The organism is Pseudomonas lyxosi (genome assembly GCF_047758685.1).
GTDB lineage: Bacteria > Pseudomonadota > Gammaproteobacteria > Pseudomonadales > Pseudomonadaceae > Aquipseudomonas > Aquipseudomonas lyxosi.
This window is the reverse complement of sequence record NZ_CP180481.1, coordinates 5,761,080-5,780,968: the sequence shown is the minus strand read 5'-3', so window position 1 is coordinate 5,780,968 and position 19,889 is coordinate 5,761,080. Positions and strand designations below refer to the sequence as shown.

Here is a 19,889-nt window from a genome sequence, read left to right as displayed (position 1 = left end):
CGTGTCATCGTTCTTCGCGGGCAAGCCATGCTCCTACAGGGATCGTGTTCACAAGCCAAAAAAAACCGCGCCCCCCACCCAGGGTCGCGGTTTTTTTACGCCTTGCGATTATTGCTGCAGCACAGTCGCCTTGTTGTCAGTACCCAGCTGCTGCACGGTCGCCGTCTGGGTCATGCCACTCTGAGTGACGGTGGCAATGTTGCCGGTGCCGCCCTGAGTGATATAGGCCACGTTCATGGTGTCAGTCTGTTTGACCGTGATCAGGTTGTCGCTGCCATACAGATGCGTGGTGAACGCCTGATTGCCGGTGCCGAACTGGTCGAATTTGGTGTTGTTGCCGTTCTGGTCGATCAGCGCGTGCTGGCCAACCGGTGGTGGTAACTCTCCCAGATCGCCACCGGGGCCCAGGTCATCGTTTTCCATCAAGTCATCGGCGCGCACACCCGCACTGCTGCAAAGCACAAGCAGGCAGAGCAGGGTGGCGCTTCGAGGTTTTCATGGCTACGTCCTTTGGGAAGACGCCGGCCCCACCCACCGAATCGGCGGGTGGGGCGAGGGCTCAGTTCGAGATCACCGAGACCGTGCGCACGGTGCCTTGGGACGAGGTGATGGTGGCTGTCGGGTTCGCCGACGGAATCACCGTGGTGGTGTTGTTCACCGTCAGCTTCCAGCGACCGTTCGCCGGTACCGTGGTGGTGCCCAGGGTTGCCAGCCCGGTCGGGGTGGAAACCTTGATGGTGATGGTGTTGCCGGTGGTCACCGATGAGGTCCCTGCAAAGTCCCAGGTGAAGCGGTTGTTGGAGCGAGCCGACACCGTCGCCGTGGTCACCGTGAAGGTTTCCGCAGCAGGCCTTGGCGAGACTTGCACGGTGACCGTGGCCGGTGTCGATAGGGCGCCGAAGCTGTCCCGGGCGATGTAGGTGAAGGTCGTGGTGAAGGCCGTCGTGACCGTGGCCGGTGGGGTGTAAGTGATCACCGTGCCGTTGCTGCTGACCGTGCCACGGCCGGCCGCAGGTTGGGTCAGGCTGGCGACCGCCAAAGGCACGTTGCCTTCCGGATCGGTGTCGTTGGCCAACACGTTGATCGGAACCGCCACGCCCAGGGTTGCGATGCTGTCGGCAACCGCCACCGGTGGCCGGTTAGGCGCCACGGTGATGGTCACGGTCGCTGGGGTAGCCGAAGCCAGGCCTTTGATGTCTTGAGCCTTGTAGGTGAAGGTCGTGGTTAACGGCACAGTGACCACGGCGGGCGGGGTGTAGATCACCGCAGTCGTGCCGCTCAACGCCACGGTGCCTTGGCCTGCGGCCGGTGGGGTCAGCGCGGTGATGCTCAGCGGCGTGTTGCCGTCCGGATCGCTGTCGTTGGCCAGCAGGTTAAGGGTGATCGGCACGCCGAAGCTGGTGCTGCCGGTGTCGGCCACGGACAGTGGCGCCTGGTTCTCACCGGTATTCGGTGCAGAACCAACCACGACGACAGGCTCGGTGTCACTGCCGCCCGCGGCGGATTTGACCGTCACAGTGGCGGGTGGCTGGGACAGATCAGCGACGGTGATTTTTTGCAGGGTGCCGGTTTTCGACAGGCGTCCGTAACCCTGCGCGACCATGTCTGGCACCGCCACTTCGTCAGTGGACGTGGCCTCGATCAGCAGGCTGTGATTGCTCCAGTTGTAGCGAGCAGTCTGGATTTTCACCAGGTCGGTGAGCTTGCTCGAGACCGCCGTAGGGCGGGTGGTGCCGGCCGGGTTGGTGGCGGTGAGCACCACGACCGGAGGCACGGGGCCGCTGAGCAGGCGTTGACCGAAGTACAACCCGGTGCCGTCACCCACCATATTGGTCAGGCAGGGTGAAGGCGGTGGGCCTGGCACAAGGGCGAGGGTTTCGCGGAAGCACAAGGTAGAGCTGTTGTCCGCTTTGCCAAAGACTTCGACCCGGGTGCTGGTACCGGTGCCCGAGGTGATGCGACGGTAGGTTGCACGGCTAAGGTCGACATGGGTTTGCGCACGATTGTCGAGGACTTTGCCGGACAGCGTGAACAGGTTGCTTTGGATCGTCCCGGCCGGGCCCTGGATGCGTACAAAGTTGGTGTTGTTGGGGCTGCCGGTGACTTGTTCGGTGAGGTTCGGGTCGCCGACGAAGGTTTCGATCGCGCCGGTGTCCGGGTTCACTTCGGTGTAGGGGCCGTTGACGCTGCGCAGGAAGGGTCCGATAGCACCGTTCAATGCCCCGTTGAAAACTCCCGGCACACCGACGCCGATGTCTCTGGTGATGTTGATTGCGCGACGACCGGGTGTGGTGACATTGACCGTTTCCACGCCATAAGGGTGAGTAATGGTGTAGGTACCGGCGACGGGCACGTTGATCCGCATACGAATCCGCGCAAAGCTGATTTGATCGCCATCGAGCGGATTTCCGCCGGCAAAAGCGGCTTCTATCCCGGCCACGTAGGCGTCCATTCCATAGCCAGCGGCGTTGTTGGGAATGTTGGTCTCGGCGAGGAACCAGAAGGCTTCGTCTGGCCAGTTATCCGGGAATACCATCGGCAGGGTGTCGTCGAAAATGCCCGGTGCCGGCAGCAGGGTACACATGTAGGCCGGTGGCGTGGCAGCCGGCACTCGCGAGCTCGCGGCCCGGGACTGGCACAGTTCCATCGACAGCATATTGTTGTCCTGATACCACATCGGGAATTTCCCGGTAGCGAAGGTGTAAGGACCGGGGTCGACGGCAGCGAGTTGCGCGAATGCACTGCCGGACAGCGATAGAGTCAGTCCCAGTGCGTTGAGCGCCAGGCGTGGCCAATTATTCATGATGCCTCCTGATGAGGATCTGGGCATGTGAGCGTTCATTGCACGATGACCACTTCTTCGGTGTCGCTGCCGCCATTGGATGACATCACCCGAACCTTGGCTGGTGGTATCGGCGAGATGCCGGTGGCCAGGGATTTCACTGCGCCATCGCCACTGAGGGCGCCAATGGCGACACCTGTGCCAGAGGTGGCAGTGAGCACCGGAGGCGAAGTTTCGTCGCTGGTCGAGGCCACGACCGTTATTTGCCCGGTGCTGAGGCTGTATTCGGCACGTGAAATCACCACCAGGTCCGTCAGGGGCATGGGTAAGGTGGTCGGTGTGCTGCTAGCGATGGCCAGGTGGTTGTCGGCGGTTACTTGCAAAGTGCTCGGCAAGCTCGGGTTGGTCGAAGACTGCGCATACCAGTTGCCGGTGGTGTTGGCCTCGGTAAGGTTCAATACCGGGTTGTTGCTGTCCAGAGTCACTTTGGCCGGTGGCGGCGGGGCCAGGACGAACACGTCTTGCTGGGCCACCGGAGCGCTGGCGCCGGGTTTACGCGAGTAGGTGCTGCGCTGGGTGATCATTGGCGTCGGCCGTGCCATTGTCGCCAACTTGCCGGAGATGGCCATCACCGTAGTGCGCAAATCCAGCCCGTTGGGTCCTTCAATGCGGATGTAGTTGGTATTGAAAGGGCTGCCGGTGAAGGCTTCCACCAGGTTCGGGTCGCCGACGAATTGCTCGGCTGAACCGGTGACCGGATTGGTCTCGGTGTAGGGGCCATTGACGCTGCGCAGGAACGGCCCGACATCGCCCTTAAGGGCACCGTCGTAGGTTTTCGGCACGCCGATACCGATGTCCCGGGTCATGTTGATCGCCCGACGCCCGGGGGTGTCGACGTTGAAGACATCGACGCCGTAGGGGTGGGTAATGACGTAGGTGCCCGCGCTCGGTACATCGACACGCAGGCGGATGCGGGCGAAGCTGATCTGGTCACCTTCGACTGGGTCGCCACCGCTGAAGGCGGCTTCAACGGCGCTGACATAGGTCAGGTCGATACCTCGGGCTGCGTCGACGATGGTGCCGTCGCCGGTGAACCAGAACGCCTCATCGGGGAAGTTGGTCGGGAAGACGAGCGGTTGCGTGTCGTCGAAGATCCCGGGTGCCGGCAGCAAGTTGCACATGTACGTCGGTGCGCCCGGTGCGCTGGGCACTCGCGAGCTGACGGCCTTGGACAGGCAAAGCTCGAGGGTTCGACCATGAGTGTCCTGATACCAGGCGGCGAACGCGCCGTTGGCTGGCACGTAGGGGCCGGGGTCGACGGCAAACAGCGCCGCCTGGGCGACGCCTTGGGCCAGTGCGCTAACGACCAGCGCGGCCGCGGTTTTGGACAGTAAAGGGTGCATGAGTTAAGCCCTCTATATCGGAATGCCTGCCCCATGGAGACGGGTCAGTTGGGAGGGGGTCGGCAACTTCCATACCAACCGGCGAAAACGGTCGGCAGAGGCCCGAGGCGCGGGCGTGTCACTCACAAACGGCATCGGCGCGCGGTTTTTGGGCGCGGGCCACTGTCCCCAGGATTGGGGGTAGATGGGGATAAGGACAAAGTGGGGGGGACGAGACCCAACGTCGGGCAAACGACCCTGAGTGGGCTATAACCCTATAGGGGGAATCGTCGGGAACACGTCCATGGACATGCCTACTCAAACACTCCAGGCCGAGGAGGGTGATATTCGCCTGAGCTCGCGCAAGCAGCCGTTCAATTTACTGCGCTGGTTTTCGCTCATCAGCATGGCGGTGATTGGCACGGTGGCGGTGGCGTTGGGGGCGGTGTCTACCCGGTTCGTGATTACCGAAAGCGTGCAGCGTGATGCGTTGTTGACGTCCCAGTTCATTCAGGCGATTGCCTTGGTCGAGGTGCGCCACGTATCGATTCCCAACGTGCGGACCATGGGCGAACTGCTCGATCCGCGTAACGACAAAAACTTTTCCGGCGTCGACCCGCTGGCCCGCGCCATTGCCCGGGGCGAATTCCTCGACCATATCGCGCACTTGCCGGACGTGATTCTGGCCAACATCTATGCCCCCGACCGCATGGTGATTTGGTCGACCAATCCGGCGTTAATGGGCACCACGATCCACGCCGACGAAGACCTGGAGAAAGCCTTTGCTTCCAGAATTCCTGTGTCGGCCAGTTATCACGATGTGGACAAGAGCCGCTTGGAACAGAAGTTTGTGACGCCTCCGGAATACATCTTCATCGAGAACTACATTCCGTTGTTCGATGCCGACGGCGACAAAGTCACGGCGATGGTTGAGATCTACAAGGAACCCAAGGACCTGATCAGCCGCATGGAGCGCGGCCTGGTGTTGATCTGGCTGGCCACTGCACTGGGTGGCGGGCTGATTTACCTGGGGCTGTACTGGATCGTGCGCCGGGCGGCCATTTTGCTGGCGACGCAGCAAAAGCAACTGATCACCAACGAAACCTTTGTCGTCCTGGGCGAGATGTCGTCGGCGGTCGCCCACAGTTTGCGTAATCCGCTGGCGACCATCCGTTCAAGCGCCGAACTGGCGCTGGAGTTCGACAGCGGCCCGGCCCACAAGAACATCAATGACATCATCGGCCAAGTGGATCGCATGTCGAAGTGGGTGAGGGAGCTGCTGCAATCCTTGCGGCCGCTCAACGATGAAGCCGAGCCTGTCAATCTGGTGGCGGCGCTGCATGACAGCCTGATGGCCTTCGAGCATCAAATTGCCAAAGCCTCGGTCCACGTGGTGTTCGATCCGAAGCTGACGCCCATGGTCCTGAGCCAGCAGGTGCAGTTGACGCAGATCCTCAACAGTTTGCTGGCCAACGCACTGGAAGCCATGGACAAGAGCGGCACGTTAACCATCACATTGGAGCCGACCGATTCCCGTGGCCTCAGCGTGGTGGTGAGCGACACCGGCAAAGGCATGAGCGAAGAACAGCGCAGCATGGCCTTCCGCCCGTTTTTCACCACCAAACAAGGCGGGCTGGGTGTCGGGCTGGTGCTGGTCAAGCGGATCATGGAGCGGTTTGGCGGTGCGGTGACCCTGGAAAGCCGTGAAGGCGAGGGCACGAGTGTCCGTCTGTCGTTCAAATTGGTCCCCTGAAAACGGGTGTGAACTTTCCCCGTTAGCGGGTGTCATCCCCCAGTCGTTCCCCAGTAATGGCACATTGATGTTTATAAGCCATTGTTTTGATGAGTATTAATACTTTCGTAAAAAGCGGTTGCATCTGGCGAGTTCCTTGCACCACCCCCATTACCCCCTTCATGACGCATGACTACGAGGCGGCTGGTGATGGACAGAAAAACGCGGTACCCCTTCAAATTGCTCGGCCTCCTGACGCCTCTGAGCGTTCTTCTGACAATGACGCTGGGCACAGCGACTCTGCGCGCCAGCCCCATCGACGACGAGCGACAGCCAGAACCTTCCGACCCCTCGGCTTACTACGATGAACCGGCTGACAAAGCCGCGGCGTTGAACGCCATTTTGACCATGCCCCCGGCTAACCTGGATTCCTTCGATTTGCCGGCTGGCGTCAAAGGCAGCAAAAACACCACGCGGGTAGAAAATATCCTGCCGCCGGTGCTGCAGACCAGTTTCAATTACCCAACTAACGGAAAGCCCAGCCCACTGTACGGTGCGCTGCCGTTCACTCAGCAGTTGGTGCTGTTCGAAGAGTTCGGCCCGGAAAAACTCGACCCCACTACCCCGGCGGCGCCGTTGCCCTTTCCACCCGCCACCATCGGCCCGCTGCCGCAACAAGACCCCACCAGCGTCGCACGCAGCGCTCCGCCGAGTGCGGCTCTCGACGCGTTCTTGCGTCAACCGGGCTTGACTCCGTTCCCCAGCCTGTATTCCAACGTGGTCGACCGCAACCCTTGGCAGAAGCAGATTGAATTTTTCCTCAACCGCCGTATCGGCTCCTCGGCTGAAGGCCGTCCGCCAGGAAAAGGCTGGTCGCACCAGCGTTGGAACGAGTTTTACCCGCAGATGGCCTACAAGACCGTGCAAGTCGGCGCACGGTTGAATACCGGTTTGCGTGACAGTCGTCAGATGCACCGCTATGCCATGGGAGAGTTTGGCCCCGGTGGCCTTTATTACAATGTGGCAGGCGTGCCGGCGACCGCAGGCACCGCCAAAGGTGTCGATGCTCGTTTTCACCCGAAAATGCCGGTGCAGAAACACAACTCGGTCTGGACGTTCGACGGCACCTTGCCGCCCAAATTGCTCATGGTGCGTTACGGGCAACCCGTGTTGATGCGCCATTACAACGGCTTGCCGATCGACCCGTCGGCGAACATGGGTTTTGGTCTGCACACCATCACCACCCACGAACACAACGGCCACGCACCGGCGGAAAGCGACGGTTATGCCAACGCGTTTTTCTTCCCCGGGCAGTTTTACGACTATCGCTGGCCGATCCAGTTGGCCGGCTACGACAGCATCAACACCAAGGCTGAAGACCCGCGTGCAGCGTTTCCGTGCGCGCCTGGCGAAACCCTGTGGACCAACGACCTCATCCCCAGTCGCAAGACCTGCGACAACGGCACGATCAAGATCCGCGGCGACTGGCGCGAAACCATGAGCACCCACTGGTTCCACGACCACATGCTCGATTTCACCGCGCAGAACGTCTACAAGGGCAACGCGGCGATGATGAACTACTACAGCGCCCTGGACCGCGGCAATGAATCGGTAAATGACGGCGTCAACCTGCGTCTTCCCAGTGGCAGCGCCTTGCCCTGGGGTAACCGTGACTACGACGTCAACCTGCTGTTTGCCGACAAGGCGTGGGATAAGAACGGTCAATTGTGGTTCAACCCGTTCAATACCGATGGCTTCCTCGGTGATCAGGTGCTGGTCAACTGGCAGTGGAAACCGTCCTTGGATGTGCGCGCCCGCAGCTATCGGTTCCGCATGCTCAATGGCTCAGTGTCGCGCTACTTCAAACTGGCGCTGGTGCGCGAGATCAAGGGCACCGGCGGGGAGTTTCAAGGGCCTGCCGGGTCGGGCGTGTCGTATGCCCGCGTGCCGTTCCACATGATTGCCAACGACGGCAACATCATGGAACACAGCGTGCCGTTCGACGGCAGCATGGACCTGGATGCCGACGGCGATAAACAGAACCACAACGCGATCCTGCCAACCATGGGCATCGCCGAACGTTTCGACATCATCGTCAACTTCGCGAAAAACGGGGTCAAGGCGGGCGACAAGCTGTTCTTCGTCAACCTGCTGGTGCACGAAGACGGCAAGGGCCCGGAAGAACCCGTCTCCCTGGCTGACGTGCTGTCCGAGAAATACAAGGCAATCATCAAGCAAACCAGCAAGGGGCCGAAGTGGGAAGACGGTGATCCTGCGGTAGGCAAGGTGTTGCAATTCAACGTCAAGGCGTACACCGGTCAGGACCTGGCCATGGACCCGGCTGCTTATGAACCAGCCAAACCGGGCAAGGCTGAAGGCCTGGTGATGATCCCGCTGAAGATTCACCGCGACAACATCGCCGACAAGGCGCTGCTGGCCAAAGCCCGTCACCGCACCTTCACCTTCGGCCGTTCCGACGGCACCGATGAAGCACCGTGGACGGTCAAGACGGATGGCGGTTTCGGTTTCTCCATGGACCCACGGCGTTTGAACGCGGCGCTCCAACTGGCCAGTGGCCCCACCGATGCCGGTGTCGCCGGTTTCGGCACCCTGGAAGTGTGGAACATCAAGCTCGGCGGCGAGGGCTGGAGCCATCCGGTGCATGTGCACTTCGAGGAGGGGGTCATCATCACCCGCGGCGGCAAGGCGCCACCGGAATGGGAAAAATGGGCACGCAAGGACGTGTACCGCATCGGCCCGGAAAAGGATGGCCTGGACAACGTCGAAATAGCGATCAACTTCCGCGAGTTCGCCGGGACATACATGGAGCACTGTCACAACACTCAGCATGAGGACAACTCCATGCTGCTGCGCTGGGACATTGAGAAACCCGGGCAATTCCAGTTGATGCCGACACCGCTGCCAAGTTGGGATGGTGTGCGCTACGTGAACTCCGCCGCGCTGCCAACCTTCCGCATTGGCGACGGCTATGGCCCTAAAGCGGTGGCCAAACCATGAGCCGCGAGGGAGCCGACATGAAAATGCATACGCCGCGCTCCCGCGCCCTGGGCATGTACCTGATTTTGATGTTGATCACCTGCCTGCTGGCCAGTTGGGTGCTGGTGGCACATGACGCTGCTCCGTCGGTGTCAGCGTCACCGACGGAGTCGGCGACGCCTTGGGCCGGTGATTACTTCCCCAACACCTTGCTGACCGATCAGGACGGTCGGCAGGTGCGTTTCTTCGATGATTTGATCAAGGACAAGGTGGTGGTGATCAATTTCATCTTCACTACGTGCAGCGACTCCTGTCCGTTGGAAACCGCGCGCCTGCGTCAGGTGCAGAATTTGCTGGGGGACCGGGTCGGCCAGGACATTTTTTTCTACTCCATCAGCATTGATCCCTTGAGCGATACACCTGAAGTGCTCAAGGCCTACGCACAACGCTTCAAGGTCGGGCCGGGCTGGAAGTTTCTGACCGGGGAGTTTGCCGACGTCACCGATCTGCGGAAAAAACTCGGGCTGTTTATCGAAGGCGTCGACAACGGGCGCAGCAAGGACCACAACCTGAGCCTGATTGTCGGCAACCAGACCACGGGCCGCTGGATGAAAGCTTCACCTTTCGAAAATCCGTGGATTCTGGCCGATCAGTTGGCCAACACGCTGCACAACTGGAAACAGCCCAGCATTGAAGAAAACTACGCGAATGCGCCCGATATTCGCCCGCCGAGCAACGGCGAAGAACTGTTTCGCACCCGTTGCGCATCGTGTCACAGCCTGGGTCCGATGGACGGGCAGGGCATTGGCATGCGCAGCATTGGCCCGGACCTGATCGGCGTCACTCGTTTGCGTGATCCGGCCTGGCTGAGTCGCTGGATTCGCGAGCCGGACCGCATGCTGGCGGAAAAAGACCCGATCGCGCTGGAGCTGTTTGAACGTTTCGACAAAATCCCCATGCCCAACCTGCGCCTGGATGAGAACGCTGCGCAGTCCATCGTGGGGTTTTTGCAAGAAGAGACCGATCGTCAGCAACCGCTGCAGGCGGCGCAAACGCAATAGCGGCTTAATACTACATTGGGGCCGTCAGTCTCGATCAATGCCACCTACACTGATCCGGAACACGGCTGAAAAGGCTTGATGCAAGGCATCCGGGAAGGACCTATGCAGATACCAGAACAACAAAAAATACCTGCGTCGGCTATGTCGGCAGCAGAAGGCAAGGGCTGGCGAGGACAGTTCAATTTGCTGCGCTGGTTTTCCCTGGGCAGCTTTTTCATCATCGCCGTCGTGGCGCTGGGGTTGGGCTACGTGTCCACGCGTTTCGTCCTCGATGAGAGTATCGAACGTGATTCCATGCTGACTGCGCAGTTCATTCAGGCCATTGGTGATGCAGAAATTCGCCATGCCGGCATCACCCTGCAAAGAACCATGGGTGAAATGCTCGATCCGCGCGATGACATTGCCTATCCCGACGTAGACCCGGCGGCCCGTGCCGCTGCCCGCATAGAGTTTCTCGATCATGTCGAACACCTGCCGGACACGCTGTTGGCGGTGGTGTACGCCCTGGATCGCACCGTGGTCTGGTCGACCAATGCGCAAATGATTGGCATGCGCGTCGAAGGTGATGAGGAACTGGACGAGTCTTTCGAAATGAAGGAACCCGTGTCCACCAGCTACCACGAAATCGATGAGGAACGTCCCGAGCAGCAACTGCTGCGCGAGCCTGAATACCTGTTCATCGAGAACTACATCCCGATGTTCAATGCCGACAAAAGCAAAGTGATCGCCATGGTGGAGATCTACAAGGAACCCGTGGACCTGGTGGAACGCATCCAGCGTGGCTTCAAGTCGATCTGGCTGGCAACCCTGCTCGGCGGCCTGGCCATCTACCTCGGACTGTTCTGGATTGTACGGCATGCGGCCAGGCTGCTGCAGAGCCAGCAGAAACAACTGATCAGCAACGAGACCTTCGTCGCGCTGGGGGAAATGTCCTCGGCGGTGGCCCACAGCTTGCGCAATCCGTTGGCCAACATTCGTTCCAGCGCCGAACTGGCTCAGGAAATCGCCAGCCAGAATGCGCAGAAGAACATCGGCGACATCATCAGTCAGGTCGACCGCATGTCGCGCTGGGTTCGGGAGTTGCTGGTGTCATTGCGCCCCGTGAACGACGACTACGAAACGGTAGACCTGGTGCTGGTCATCGACGACACGTTGAGTGCGTTTGACGCGCTGATTAAACGCTCCGGCATCGACGTGCATTTCACCCCTCAGAGTTGTCCGCCAGTCATCAGCCAACAGGTGTTGCTCACGCAAATTCTTAACAGCCTGTTTGCCAATGCCCTGGAAGCCATGCCCAAGGGCGGCGTGCTGAGTATCGATATCGAAACGCCGCAGCCCGGACTCGTGCGCATGACCCTGAGCGATACCGGCAAGGGCATGACCACACAGCAACAACAAATGGCCTTCAAGCCGTTTTTCACCACCAAACAAGGAGGGTTGGGCGTGGGCCTGGCCCTGGCCAAAAGAATAATGGAGCGTTTCGAAGGCTCGGTCGAACTGACCAGCCGAGAGCAGGAAGGAACCCGCGTTTGTCTCAATTTTAAAGTGGCAACGGGAGGGGTATATGGAGCACAGCATTCTGCTGGTCGAGGATGATGAACTCCTCGCCGAGAATATTCAGACCTACCTGGAGCGCAAGGACTTCGAGGTGACGGTCTGCCACTCGGCTGAGGACGCGCTGGACCAATTGGGCACTTTCGTCCCGGACGTGGTGCTGACCGATAACTCGCTGCCGGGCATGAGCGGTCACGACCTGATCCAGAAGCTGCGCATCAGCGCGCCGGATCTGAAAGTGATCATGATGACCGGCTACGGTAATGTCGAAGACGCCGTGGTGGCGATGAAAGAGGGCGCTTTCCATTACGTCACCAAACCGGTGGCGCTGCCGGAACTGAAGCTGCTGCTGGACAAGGCCCTGGCCACCGACCGAATGGAGCGCACACTGTCGTTCTATCAGGAGCGCGAAGCGCAGAAGTCAGGGGTGCAGGCATTGATCGGTGAATCGGCACCGATGCAGTACCTGAAAAGCACCATTGGCCAGTTACTCGACGCCGAGCGGCGCATGGCCAATACCGATCTGCCACCGGTGTTGGTGGAAGGCGAGACCGGCACCGGCAAGGAACTGGTGGCCCGTGCGTTGCACTTCGACGGCCCGCGCAGCAAAGGTCCGTTCATTGAATTCAACTGCGCCTCGATTCCTTCCAACCTGGTGGAGTCAGAGCTGTTCGGTCACGAGAAGGGCGCCTTCACCGACGCCAAGGACCGCCGCGTCGGGCTGGTGGAAGCGGCCGATGGCGGGACGCTGTTTCTCGATGAAGTCGGCGAGATGGACCTGTTGCTGCAAGCCAAACTGCTGAAGCTGCTGGAGGACCGGACGATCCGCCGGGTCGGCTCGGTCAAGGAGCGCAAGGTCGATTTGCGGGTGATCAGTGCGACCAACTGCAACCTCGAACAAATGGTCCAGCAGGGCAAGTTCCGCCGTGATCTGTTCTTCCGTTTGCGGATCATCTCGATCAAGGTGCCGCGCCTGTATGCCCGTGGTGCAGACATCCTGCTGCTGGCTCGACACTTCCTGGCGGTCCACGGCAAACGCTATGGCAAACCGAACCTGTATTTCAGCGATCAGGCCGAGGAATTGCTGCTCAGCTACAGCTGGCCGGGCAACGTGCGCGAGTTGCGCAACATGCTTGAGCAAACCGTGTTGCTGGCCCAGAGCGACACCATCGCCGCCCATCAATTGAACGTGTGCCTGAGTCTGGTGGATGAGCCGCTGGTGTTCCAGCAAGAGCCGCAACACTACGAGCCGCGTCCGGTCTACAACGGCACCGAGTCCATGAACCTTCCGGAAGTGGAGCGCGACATGGTGCGCAAGATGCTCGACAAGACCGACTGGAACGTCACCAAGTCCGCACGGCTGCTGGGCCTGAGCCGCGACATGCTGCGCTACCGAATCGAGAAGCTCGGTCTCGCGCGCCCGGAGAAACGCCAGTGGTAGGCCTTATTGCATCAATGGCCCCTGACGGCTGAGGCACGCGAGCAGGCACGTGGGGTCGAGGACTTCTTCGTTCACGTAGACACCGCGTTGCTGATCGTAGGAGCGGATGAACACTCGAACCGTGGCATCCGCTACCGTCGGCAATCTTGAGTCGTAGAACTCATGCTGACTCGAAATGGGGATGAAGTCCTGAGGCGCTGTCGGGATGTACGAGCCGGGCGGCACCGTGCTCAGTGACGGTGGCACGGGGTGGGCGAAGGGTTGGTCGGCCCCGTAATAGTTGAACTCACTGCTGTAATCGGTAGTGGGTGTCAGGCTATCGTCCGCGTGAGCACCGGTGGTGGTGATCAGGCAGAGGGCGAGCAGTAGCCTCGGATCGGTGGTTTTCATGGCAGCACCTGCGAAATCGGTTTTTCCCGCAATTCCCCAAGGTCATTAACTATAGCTCCCGTATGAGCGCGCGTTCGCGATGCCCGGATTACAAGATTTGAACAAAGACTCAATGGGGATTTTCGAAACCCTGATCTAGGGGGCGTTCTCAATTAGTTTCCACACCGCGCCGGGTCTGCTGTTGTGCAGGGCAAGGCGCGAGAAGCGTGGTTTGGTCATTCCAAATAAGCTTCGAGCAACGCAGCCCTGCACAACAGCAGGCCCGGCCCTTCGGGTTGTGCCTTAAAGCGGGCCAGGCTGCGTTGCAGGCCTTGGAAAGGGAACAACCATTCCCAGCGGCCTGCGCCTTGCCTGGCCCGCTTTAAGGCGACAACGCGGCGTGGAAACTAATTGAGAACGCCCCCTATACTCGTGCCGGTCAATCAAGACCCCCGTCTGGAGCGCGCAATGGAAATGCCGACAAAAGAAAAAGCCATCGCCAGCAACCGCGATGCCTGGAATGACTCCGCCCGACACCACAAGGACACCCCCGAATGGCAGGCCCGTTTGACGGCTGTGGGTGACAGGGATTTTTGCTGCATGGACGACACCCTCCGAGGTTTGCTGGAACAAGTGGGTGTCGACGGCAAGGACGTGGTGCAACTGGGCTGCAACAACGGACGCGAAAGCTTGTCGTTGTTTGCGTTGGGTGCCCGCCACGTCGTGGGCGTCGACCAGTCCGAGGCCTTTCTCGATCAGGCGCGGGAACTGACGTCACATTCGCCCCATGCGCCTGAGTTCATCGAGGCAGACATCCATCACTTGCCGACAGAACTTCATGGCCGCTTCGACGTGGCCCTGATCACCATCGGCGTGTTGAACTGGATGCCGGACATCGGCGAATTCTTCCGCCACGTCGCGCAAACCCTCAAGCCCCGTGGCAGCCTGGTGGTGTACGAAACCCATCCCTTCCTCGAAATGTTCGACCCCGAGTCCGCCGATCCGTATCGGCCGGACAGCTCGTACTTTCGCAGCGAACCTTTCGTGCAGGACCAACCGATCGTCTACGAAGGCAAAGTCGACCAGCAGGCGGCTCCGTCCTACTGGTTCGTCCACACCCTGGGCGCCATCTTCACCGGCGCGATCGACGCCGGATTGCAGATCAGCCACTTCAAGGAGTACCCGCATTCCAACCGCGAGGAACTCTATGATCGGTATGAGCAGCAGACGGCGCAGTTGCCGTTGTGTTTTACGTTGGTTGCGCGCAAGCGAGCAGTCTAGTCAGAAGAGACTCTTAGAGCGTCGAGTGATTGACTGAATGACCCGGCTGCGCGCAGAGATCGATGCCAAGGGCGTGAATGACCTTTAAAACCGTATCGAAACGTGGTTTTGCGCCTGGTGCGAAGGCCTTGTAAAGGCTTTCGCGGCCCATACCCGAATCCTTGGCTATCTGTGTCATTCCACGCGCTTTCACCACGTAGCCGATAGCGCGAAGAAATTCTTCGTTGTCGCCGTCTGCGAGCACTTGCGAAAGGTACTCGCTGATGGCTTCGTCACTGTCCAGCAGAGCCGCCATATCGAAAGTAGTCAAAGTCTGGCTCATGTTTAAACCTCCTTCCAAAATTCATTGCGCAAATGTATCCATCTGGATACGAATGAGCAGTCAGGCAATTCCTTGGTTGTGTATGTTTTTTCCCTGAAGTGTGTGGGCTATGGGCTGTCTGAGCGGACCTATTCGCGGTGCCGCTACCGTCCGCTATCCTTGCTCCACGCACATCGAACGGTTTCCCCCATGCTTTCGGTCCAAGGCGTCTTCAAAAGCTACGCCACTCCCCAGGGCCCATTAGCGGTTCTGCAAGGTGTCGACCTCACCTTGAAACCCGGCAGCAGCCTGGCGTTGATGGGGGAGTCGGGCAGTGGCAAGAGCACCTTGCTGCACCTGATTGCCGGGCTGGACAAGGTCGATCGCGGCAGCATCCGCAGCGGCGAACATCGGCTGGAGCAGATGAGCGAAGGGCAACTGGCGAACTGGCGGCGGACCGAAATCGGCCTGGTGTTTCAGCAGTTCAACCTGATTGGCAGTTTGCGCGTGGAGGACAATCTGGCCTTTCAGGCGCGACTGGCGGGGCGCCATGATCCGCGCTGGCAGGCGCATCTGGTGCAACGTCTGGGCTTGGCTGATTTGCTGCACCGTTATCCGGAACAGCTGTCCGGCGGCCAGCAGCAACGGGTCGCACTGGGCCGTGCCCTGGCGTCGCAGCCGAAATTGCTGCTGGCCGACGAACCGACCGGCAGCCTCGATGAAGCCACCAGCGATGAGGTCTTGAAGTTGTTGCTGGAGTTGCTCGACGACAGTCCCACCACCTTGTTGATGGTCACCCACAGCCCGCGGGTTGCCGCGCGGCTGGCCGAAAAAGTGGTGCTCCACGGTGGTCGTCTGGCTGGCGCGGACGAGCGCTGAGGTGCGGGTCTTTCGCGAGACGCTGCGGGCGCTGCTCAGTCATTGGCGGCAGCATCCGGTGCAGTTTTTCAGTGTGCTGACCGGGCTCTGGCTCGCCACCAGCCTGCTGACCGGCGTGCAGGCGCTGAACAGCCAGGCGCGCGAAAGCTATGCCCGGGCCAGTCAGTTGATCGGCGGCGAACCCCAGGCCAGCCTTAGTTCACCCAGTGGCGCAACCTTTTCCCAGCACGTGTTTGTCGACCTGCGCCGTGCGGGTTGGCCGGTGTCGCCGGTCCTGCAAGGTCGGGTGACGCTCAAGGGCCATGAAGACCAGCGCTTGCAGCTGATGGGTATCGAGCCGGTGTCGTTGCCCGTCGGTTCCTCCGTGGCGGGGCAGGCGTTGGCGATTGAGCAGGTTGTCGAGTTTTTCAGCCCGCCAGGCAGTACCTGGATTTCGCCGCAGACGTTGCAGGCTCTGGGTCTGCACGAGGGCGAACGCCCGCTGACTTTGAGTGGTCAGGCCTTGCCGCCGCTGCATGCCCAACCCGATATGGCGCCCGGTGTGTTGTTGGTGGACATCGGCTTCGCCCAGCAGATTCTTGGCCTGCCGGATCAGCTGTCGCGCCTGCTGCTGCCGAAGGATTTCACCGCGACCCTGCCTGATCAATTCAAAGGGCAGCTGCAGCTCAAGACCAGCGGCGAAGAGAACAATTTGTCGCGCCTCACCGAAAGCTTTCACCTGAACCTCGATGCGCTGGGTTTTCTTTCGTTCGTGGTCGGTCTGTTCATCGTCCACGCCGCGATCGGTCTGGCGCTGGAACAACGCCGTGGCTTGCTCAGAACCCTGCGCGCCTGCGGTGTTAGCGCACGGATGCTGATTGCTTGTCTGGCGGTTGAATTGGGCGGTCTGGCGTTGATCGGCGGACTGGTCGGCGTCGCCAGCGGCTACCTGCTGGCCAGCGTGCTGTTGCCGGATGTCGCCGCGAGTCTGCGCGGGTTGTACGGCGCCGAAGTGGCGGGGCAGTTGAGCCTCAGTCCGTGGTGGTGGCTCAGCGGCGTCGGCCTGAGTCTGTTGGGCGCGTTGTTGGCGGGGGCCAACAGTTTGTTGCGGGCCGCGCGCTTGCCTTTGCTGGCCCTGGCCGACCCGCAAGCCTGGCATCAGGCTCACGCGCACTGGTTGCGGCGTCAGGGGTGGGTTGCCGTGATCGCCGCGGTGATCGCACTGCTGGCGTTGAGCTTTGGCGACAGCCTGAGCAGTGGCTTCGTGCTGATGGCGGCACTGTTGATCGGCGCTGCGCTGGCGTTGCCGGTGGTGCTCAACTGGGTGCTGAACCTGGTGCTGCATCGCAGTCGCTCGGTGCTCGGCCAATGGTTTCTCGCCGACTGCCGTCAGCAACTGCCGGCCCTGAGCCTGGCGCTGATGGCGCTGTTGTTGGCACTGGCGGCGAACATTGGAGCGGGCAGCATGACGGCCGGTTTTCGTCAGACCTTCAGCGATTGGCTCGAACAACGCCTGACCGCCGAACTGTACGTCAATCCGCGAAATCCGGCCCAGGCCAGAGAACTGCAAACCTGGCTCAAGCAGCAACCCGGACTCACGGCGGTGCTGCCCAGCTGGCAGGTGTCGATCCAGTTGCAAGGCTGGCCGGTGGACGTCTTCGGCGTGATCGATCACCCGACGTATCGCCAGCATTGGCCGCTGCTGGAAGCCTTGGGCGACAACCCGTGGGACCGACTGGCCAAGGACGACGCACTGATGCTCAGCGAGCAACTGGCCCGTCGGCTGAAGGTGCGCCTTGGCGATCACCTGACGATTCCCACACCGAACGGCGCCTGGTCGCCGCGGATCGTCGGCATCTACGCCGATTACGGCAATCCCAAGGGCCACATGCTGGTCAACGTCAACCATCTGCTGCGCGGCTGGCCGCAGCTGACACCGAGCCGTTTCAACCTGCGCATCGACCCAACGTTGATCCCCGCTTTCCTGACCGCGCTGCAAACACGCTTCACGCTGGAGGACAGCCGCATCGTTGACCAGGCCCGGCTCAAGGGTTGGTCCACGCAAGTGTTCGAACGCACCTTTGCCGCGACCGCCGCGCTCAACAGCCTGACCCTCTGTGTGGCGGGCGTGGCGCTGTTCATCAGCCTGTTGACCCAAAGCCAGAGCCGCCTCGGGCAACTCGCCCCCCTGTGGGCGCTCGGCGTGACTCGCCGGCAACTGATGCTGCTCAATCTCGGGCAGACCTGGTTGCTGGCGGTGCTGACCCTGGTGCTGGCGTTGCCGTTGGGGATCGCGCTGGCGTGGTGCCTGGACACGGTGATCAACGTCCAGGCCTTCGGCTGGCGCTTGCCGCTGCGGGTGTTTCCGCTGCAACTGTTGCAGTTGATGGGGTTGGCGCTGTTGGCGACTTTGTTGGCGTCGGCGTGGCCGCTGTACTCGCTGTACCGCACGCAACCGGCGGATCTGCTGAGGACGTTTGCTCATGAAGATTAAGGTCGGCGTGTTGTTATTGTTTTTGTTGGGCGGGTGCGATAACTCGGCGCCTGTTGAAAAAGGCTTCTCCGGTCTCGGCCAGCAAGCGGCAGCATTTACCCCGGTGGTGCCTGGTCGGGTGTTCAGCTTTCCGGCGGATCACGGTCCTCATGACGGTTTTCGCATTGAATGGTGGTACGTCACCGCCAACCTCAAGGACGATCAGGGACGCGAGTTCGGCGCACAGTGGACGTTGTTTCGCAGCGCCTTGAAAGCGACGCCCGAAGTAGCTGGCTGGGGTAATCAAATTATCTGGCTTGGCCACGCGGCCGTGACATCGGCGACAGTGCATCACGCCGCCGAGCGTTACGCCCGTGGCGGCGTTGGCCAGGCTGGCGTGAGCCTCACGCCGTTCAACGCGTGGATCGATGATTGGCGTTTCAGCAGTCAGGGTTCCGACCCTATGGCGGATCTTCAACTCAGCGCCCGGGACAAGGATTTTGGCTATCAACTGCGGCTGACCTCCACACGTCCTTTGGTGCTTCAGGGCGACAAAGGCTTCAGCCAGAAATCCGAACAAGGGCAGGCATCGTACTACTACAGTCAGCCGTTTTTTCAGGCCAGCGGCACGCTGGAAATCGACGGCAAAACGTATCAAGTCAGCGGCCCGGCCTGGCTCGACCGCGAGTGGAGCAGCCAGCCCCTAACCGCCAACCAGACTGGCTGGGACTGGTTTTCCCTGCACCTGGACAGCGGCGAGCAGGTGATGCTCTACCGCATGCGGGAGAAGGACGATGCGCCTTACCTCACCGGCACCTGGATCGACGCTCAAGGCCAGACGCAGCTACTGCACGCCGCCGATATCAGTCTCACACCGCAAGACACTGCCAAAGTTGCCGGTCGTTCGATGCCGGTGCGCTGGTCGATCAAAATCCCCGACAAACACCTCGACATCACGATCAGTGCGCTCAACCCCAATGCATGGATGGCTTTGCGCATTCCCTATTGGGAAGGGCCGGTGCAATTGAGCGGCAGCCATGGTGGGCAGGGTTATCTGGAAATGACCGGGTATTAAGGCACCCCTGTAGGAGCTGGCGAAGCCTGCGATCTTTTGACGTTGATCCTGATCTCCCCGAAATCCCACCGGAACTCCTCGCGACACCCAACCCTCTACCGTGAGAACCCCCGCAGGAGCCCACACATGAGCGACGACCTGAAACCGCCCGACCTCGATTCGTGGCAGCGGCTGTTCGAAGACAAGGCCTACTGGCAACAATCCCCCGACGCCCATTACGCCGAACTGCTGCGGGTGGCCGACGACTTGCTGGGGCAGGGCGCCATTGACCTGGAACAGTGGCAAGCCTTGAAGGCCAAGGCCGATCAATCCCATAAGGGCACGCCTGCCGTGAATGTTGCTCAGGAAGTTGACGATCCTGAAGCCTGAGGAGAACCCACATGAAACCAACGACCCCCACTGAACACCCTGACGAACCGCGGCCACCGGGTGAAGTCGAGCGCGACAACGACGCCCTGCGCCCGACCGATCCGACCCGACGCAAGGAAAGCGGCAAGGGCACGGACAGCGGTGAATCCACCGCACAAGAAACTGCGAACACTCCCTGATCAACGTCTATGCTCATCTGCGCAGAGGGCGCTGG

Annotated in this window: 15 protein-coding genes and 1 pseudogene; 11 read left to right on the top strand and 5 right to left on the bottom strand. The window is 60.7% G+C overall.

Annotated elements, in window-relative coordinates; all coding sequences use genetic code 11:
- Positions 1 to 108 precede the first annotated feature (108 nt).
- From ACMXYI_RS26505 to ACMXYI_RS26495, 3 genes and pseudogenes are all read right to left on the bottom strand, one after another.
- A pseudogene (locus ACMXYI_RS26505) lies at positions 109 to 342 on the bottom strand (curlin); the annotation flags it as partial.
- Between the two features lie 217 nt (positions 343 to 559).
- On the bottom strand, positions 560 to 2,803 hold the full coding sequence (locus ACMXYI_RS26500) for an Ig-like domain-containing protein (protein ID WP_415769836.1): 2,244 nt from the start codon (positions 2,801 to 2,803) through the stop codon (positions 560 to 562).
- A gap of 35 nt (positions 2,804 to 2,838) precedes the next feature.
- Positions 2,839 to 4,185, bottom strand: a complete 1,347-nt coding sequence (locus ACMXYI_RS26495; RefSeq protein ID WP_415769834.1) for a hypothetical protein — start codon at positions 4,183 to 4,185, stop codon at positions 2,839 to 2,841.
- Between the two features lie 283 nt (positions 4,186 to 4,468).
- On the opposite strand from ACMXYI_RS26495, the gene ACMXYI_RS26490 reads away from it, so the two are divergent.
- From ACMXYI_RS26490 to ACMXYI_RS26470, 5 genes are all read left to right on the top strand, one after another.
- On the top strand, positions 4,469 to 5,917 hold the full coding sequence (locus ACMXYI_RS26490; RefSeq protein ID WP_415769832.1) for a sensor histidine kinase: 1,449 nt from the start codon (positions 4,469 to 4,471) through the stop codon (positions 5,915 to 5,917).
- Between the two features lie 189 nt (positions 5,918 to 6,106).
- The gene (locus ACMXYI_RS26485) at positions 6,107 to 8,914 is read left to right on the top strand and encodes a multicopper oxidase domain-containing protein (RefSeq protein ID WP_415769830.1); all 2,808 of its coding nucleotides are present in this window, start codon (positions 6,107 to 6,109) and stop codon (positions 8,912 to 8,914) included.
- A 17-nt stretch (positions 8,915 to 8,931) separates the two neighbouring features.
- Positions 8,932 to 9,954: an SCO family protein gene (locus ACMXYI_RS26480; RefSeq protein WP_415769828.1), complete on the top strand. Its 1,023-nt coding sequence runs from the start codon at positions 8,932 to 8,934 to the stop codon at positions 9,952 to 9,954.
- Positions 9,955 to 10,056: 102 nt separating this feature from the next.
- Positions 10,057 to 11,550 (top strand): ATP-binding protein, encoded by a 1,494-nt coding sequence (locus ACMXYI_RS26475; RefSeq protein WP_415769826.1) that lies wholly within the window; start codon positions 10,057 to 10,059, stop codon positions 11,548 to 11,550.
- Positions 11,519 to 12,949 carry a sigma-54-dependent transcriptional regulator gene (locus tag ACMXYI_RS26470; RefSeq protein WP_415769825.1) on the top strand — a complete coding sequence of 477 codons (1,431 nt, stop codon included), beginning with the start codon at positions 11,519 to 11,521 and terminating at the stop codon, positions 12,947 to 12,949. Before ACMXYI_RS26475 ends, ACMXYI_RS26470 begins: the two co-directional genes overlap by 32 nt.
- A 3-nt stretch (positions 12,950 to 12,952) precedes the next feature.
- Here ACMXYI_RS26470 and ACMXYI_RS26465 read toward each other — a convergent pair whose 3' ends face one another.
- The gene (locus ACMXYI_RS26465; RefSeq protein ID WP_415769823.1) at positions 12,953 to 13,339 is read right to left on the bottom strand and encodes a hypothetical protein; all 387 of its coding nucleotides are present in this window, start codon (positions 13,337 to 13,339) and stop codon (positions 12,953 to 12,955) included.
- Positions 13,340 to 13,786: 447 nt separating this feature from the next.
- Here ACMXYI_RS26465 and ACMXYI_RS26460 point away from each other — a divergent pair, with 447 nt between their 5' ends.
- The gene (locus tag ACMXYI_RS26460) at positions 13,787 to 14,599 is read left to right on the top strand and encodes a class I SAM-dependent methyltransferase (RefSeq protein ID WP_415769822.1); all 813 of its coding nucleotides are present in this window, start codon (positions 13,787 to 13,789) and stop codon (positions 14,597 to 14,599) included.
- A 13-nt stretch (positions 14,600 to 14,612) separates the two neighbouring features.
- On the opposite strand, the gene ACMXYI_RS26455 is transcribed toward ACMXYI_RS26460, so the two are convergent.
- The gene (locus ACMXYI_RS26455) at positions 14,613 to 14,921 is read right to left on the bottom strand and encodes an addiction module antidote protein (RefSeq protein WP_008153842.1); all 309 of its coding nucleotides are present in this window, start codon (positions 14,919 to 14,921) and stop codon (positions 14,613 to 14,615) included.
- A gap of 189 nt (positions 14,922 to 15,110) precedes the next feature.
- Here ACMXYI_RS26455 and ACMXYI_RS26450 point away from each other — a divergent pair, with 189 nt between their 5' ends.
- The 5 genes from ACMXYI_RS26450 (at position 15,111) to ACMXYI_RS26430 (ending at position 19,854) form a co-directional block, all read left to right on the top strand.
- Positions 15,111 to 15,779: an ABC transporter ATP-binding protein gene (locus ACMXYI_RS26450; RefSeq protein WP_415769819.1), complete on the top strand. Its 669-nt coding sequence runs from the start codon at positions 15,111 to 15,113 to the stop codon at positions 15,777 to 15,779.
- A 1-nt stretch (position 15,780) separates the two neighbouring features.
- Positions 15,781 to 18,252 (top strand): ABC transporter permease, encoded by a 2,472-nt coding sequence (locus ACMXYI_RS26445; RefSeq protein WP_415769817.1) that lies wholly within the window; start codon positions 15,781 to 15,783, stop codon positions 18,250 to 18,252.
- The gene (locus ACMXYI_RS26440; protein WP_415769816.1) at positions 18,242 to 19,306 is read left to right on the top strand and encodes a lipocalin-like domain-containing protein; all 1,065 of its coding nucleotides are present in this window, start codon (positions 18,242 to 18,244) and stop codon (positions 19,304 to 19,306) included. The genes ACMXYI_RS26445 and ACMXYI_RS26440 overlap by 11 nt, the downstream gene beginning before the upstream one ends.
- A 126-nt stretch (positions 19,307 to 19,432) precedes the next feature.
- Positions 19,433 to 19,675: a hypothetical protein gene (locus ACMXYI_RS26435; RefSeq protein WP_415769814.1), complete on the top strand. Its 243-nt coding sequence runs from the start codon at positions 19,433 to 19,435 to the stop codon at positions 19,673 to 19,675.
- 11 nt (positions 19,676 to 19,686) lie between these two features.
- Positions 19,687 to 19,854, top strand: coding sequence for a hypothetical protein (locus tag ACMXYI_RS26430; RefSeq protein WP_415769812.1), 168 nt, complete (start codon positions 19,687 to 19,689; stop codon positions 19,852 to 19,854).
- Positions 19,855 to 19,889 lie beyond the last annotated feature (35 nt).

Bases quoted from the DNA above. Each gene is read 5' to 3' on its own strand.
- ACMXYI_RS26500 (WP_415769836.1), bottom strand. From the start codon at position 2,803: ATGAATAATTGGCCACGCCTGGCGCTCAACGCACTGGGACTGACTCTA.
- ACMXYI_RS26495 (WP_415769834.1), bottom strand. From the start codon at position 4,185: ATGCACCCTTTACTGTCCAAAACCGCGGCCGCGCTGGTCGTTAGCGCA.
- ACMXYI_RS26490 (WP_415769832.1), top strand. From the start codon at position 4,469: ATGGACATGCCTACTCAAACACTCCAGGCCGAGGAGGGTGATATTCGC.
- ACMXYI_RS26485 (WP_415769830.1), top strand. From the start codon at position 6,107: ATGGACAGAAAAACGCGGTACCCCTTCAAATTGCTCGGCCTCCTGACG.
- ACMXYI_RS26480 (WP_415769828.1), top strand. From the start codon at position 8,932: ATGAAAATGCATACGCCGCGCTCCCGCGCCCTGGGCATGTACCTGATT.
- ACMXYI_RS26475 (WP_415769826.1), top strand. From the start codon at position 10,057: ATGCAGATACCAGAACAACAAAAAATACCTGCGTCGGCTATGTCGGCA.
- ACMXYI_RS26470 (WP_415769825.1), top strand. From the start codon at position 11,519: ATGGAGCACAGCATTCTGCTGGTCGAGGATGATGAACTCCTCGCCGAG.
- ACMXYI_RS26465 (WP_415769823.1), bottom strand. From the start codon at position 13,339: ATGAAAACCACCGATCCGAGGCTACTGCTCGCCCTCTGCCTGATCACC.
- ACMXYI_RS26460 (WP_415769822.1), top strand. From the start codon at position 13,787: ATGGAAATGCCGACAAAAGAAAAAGCCATCGCCAGCAACCGCGATGCC.
- ACMXYI_RS26455 (WP_008153842.1), bottom strand. From the start codon at position 14,921: ATGAGCCAGACTTTGACTACTTTCGATATGGCGGCTCTGCTGGACAGT.
- ACMXYI_RS26450 (WP_415769819.1), top strand. From the start codon at position 15,111: ATGCTTTCGGTCCAAGGCGTCTTCAAAAGCTACGCCACTCCCCAGGGC.
- ACMXYI_RS26440 (WP_415769816.1), top strand. From the start codon at position 18,242: ATGAAGATTAAGGTCGGCGTGTTGTTATTGTTTTTGTTGGGCGGGTGC.
- ACMXYI_RS26435 (WP_415769814.1), top strand. From the start codon at position 19,433: ATGAGCGACGACCTGAAACCGCCCGACCTCGATTCGTGGCAGCGGCTG.
- ACMXYI_RS26430 (WP_415769812.1), top strand. From the start codon at position 19,687: ATGAAACCAACGACCCCCACTGAACACCCTGACGAACCGCGGCCACCG.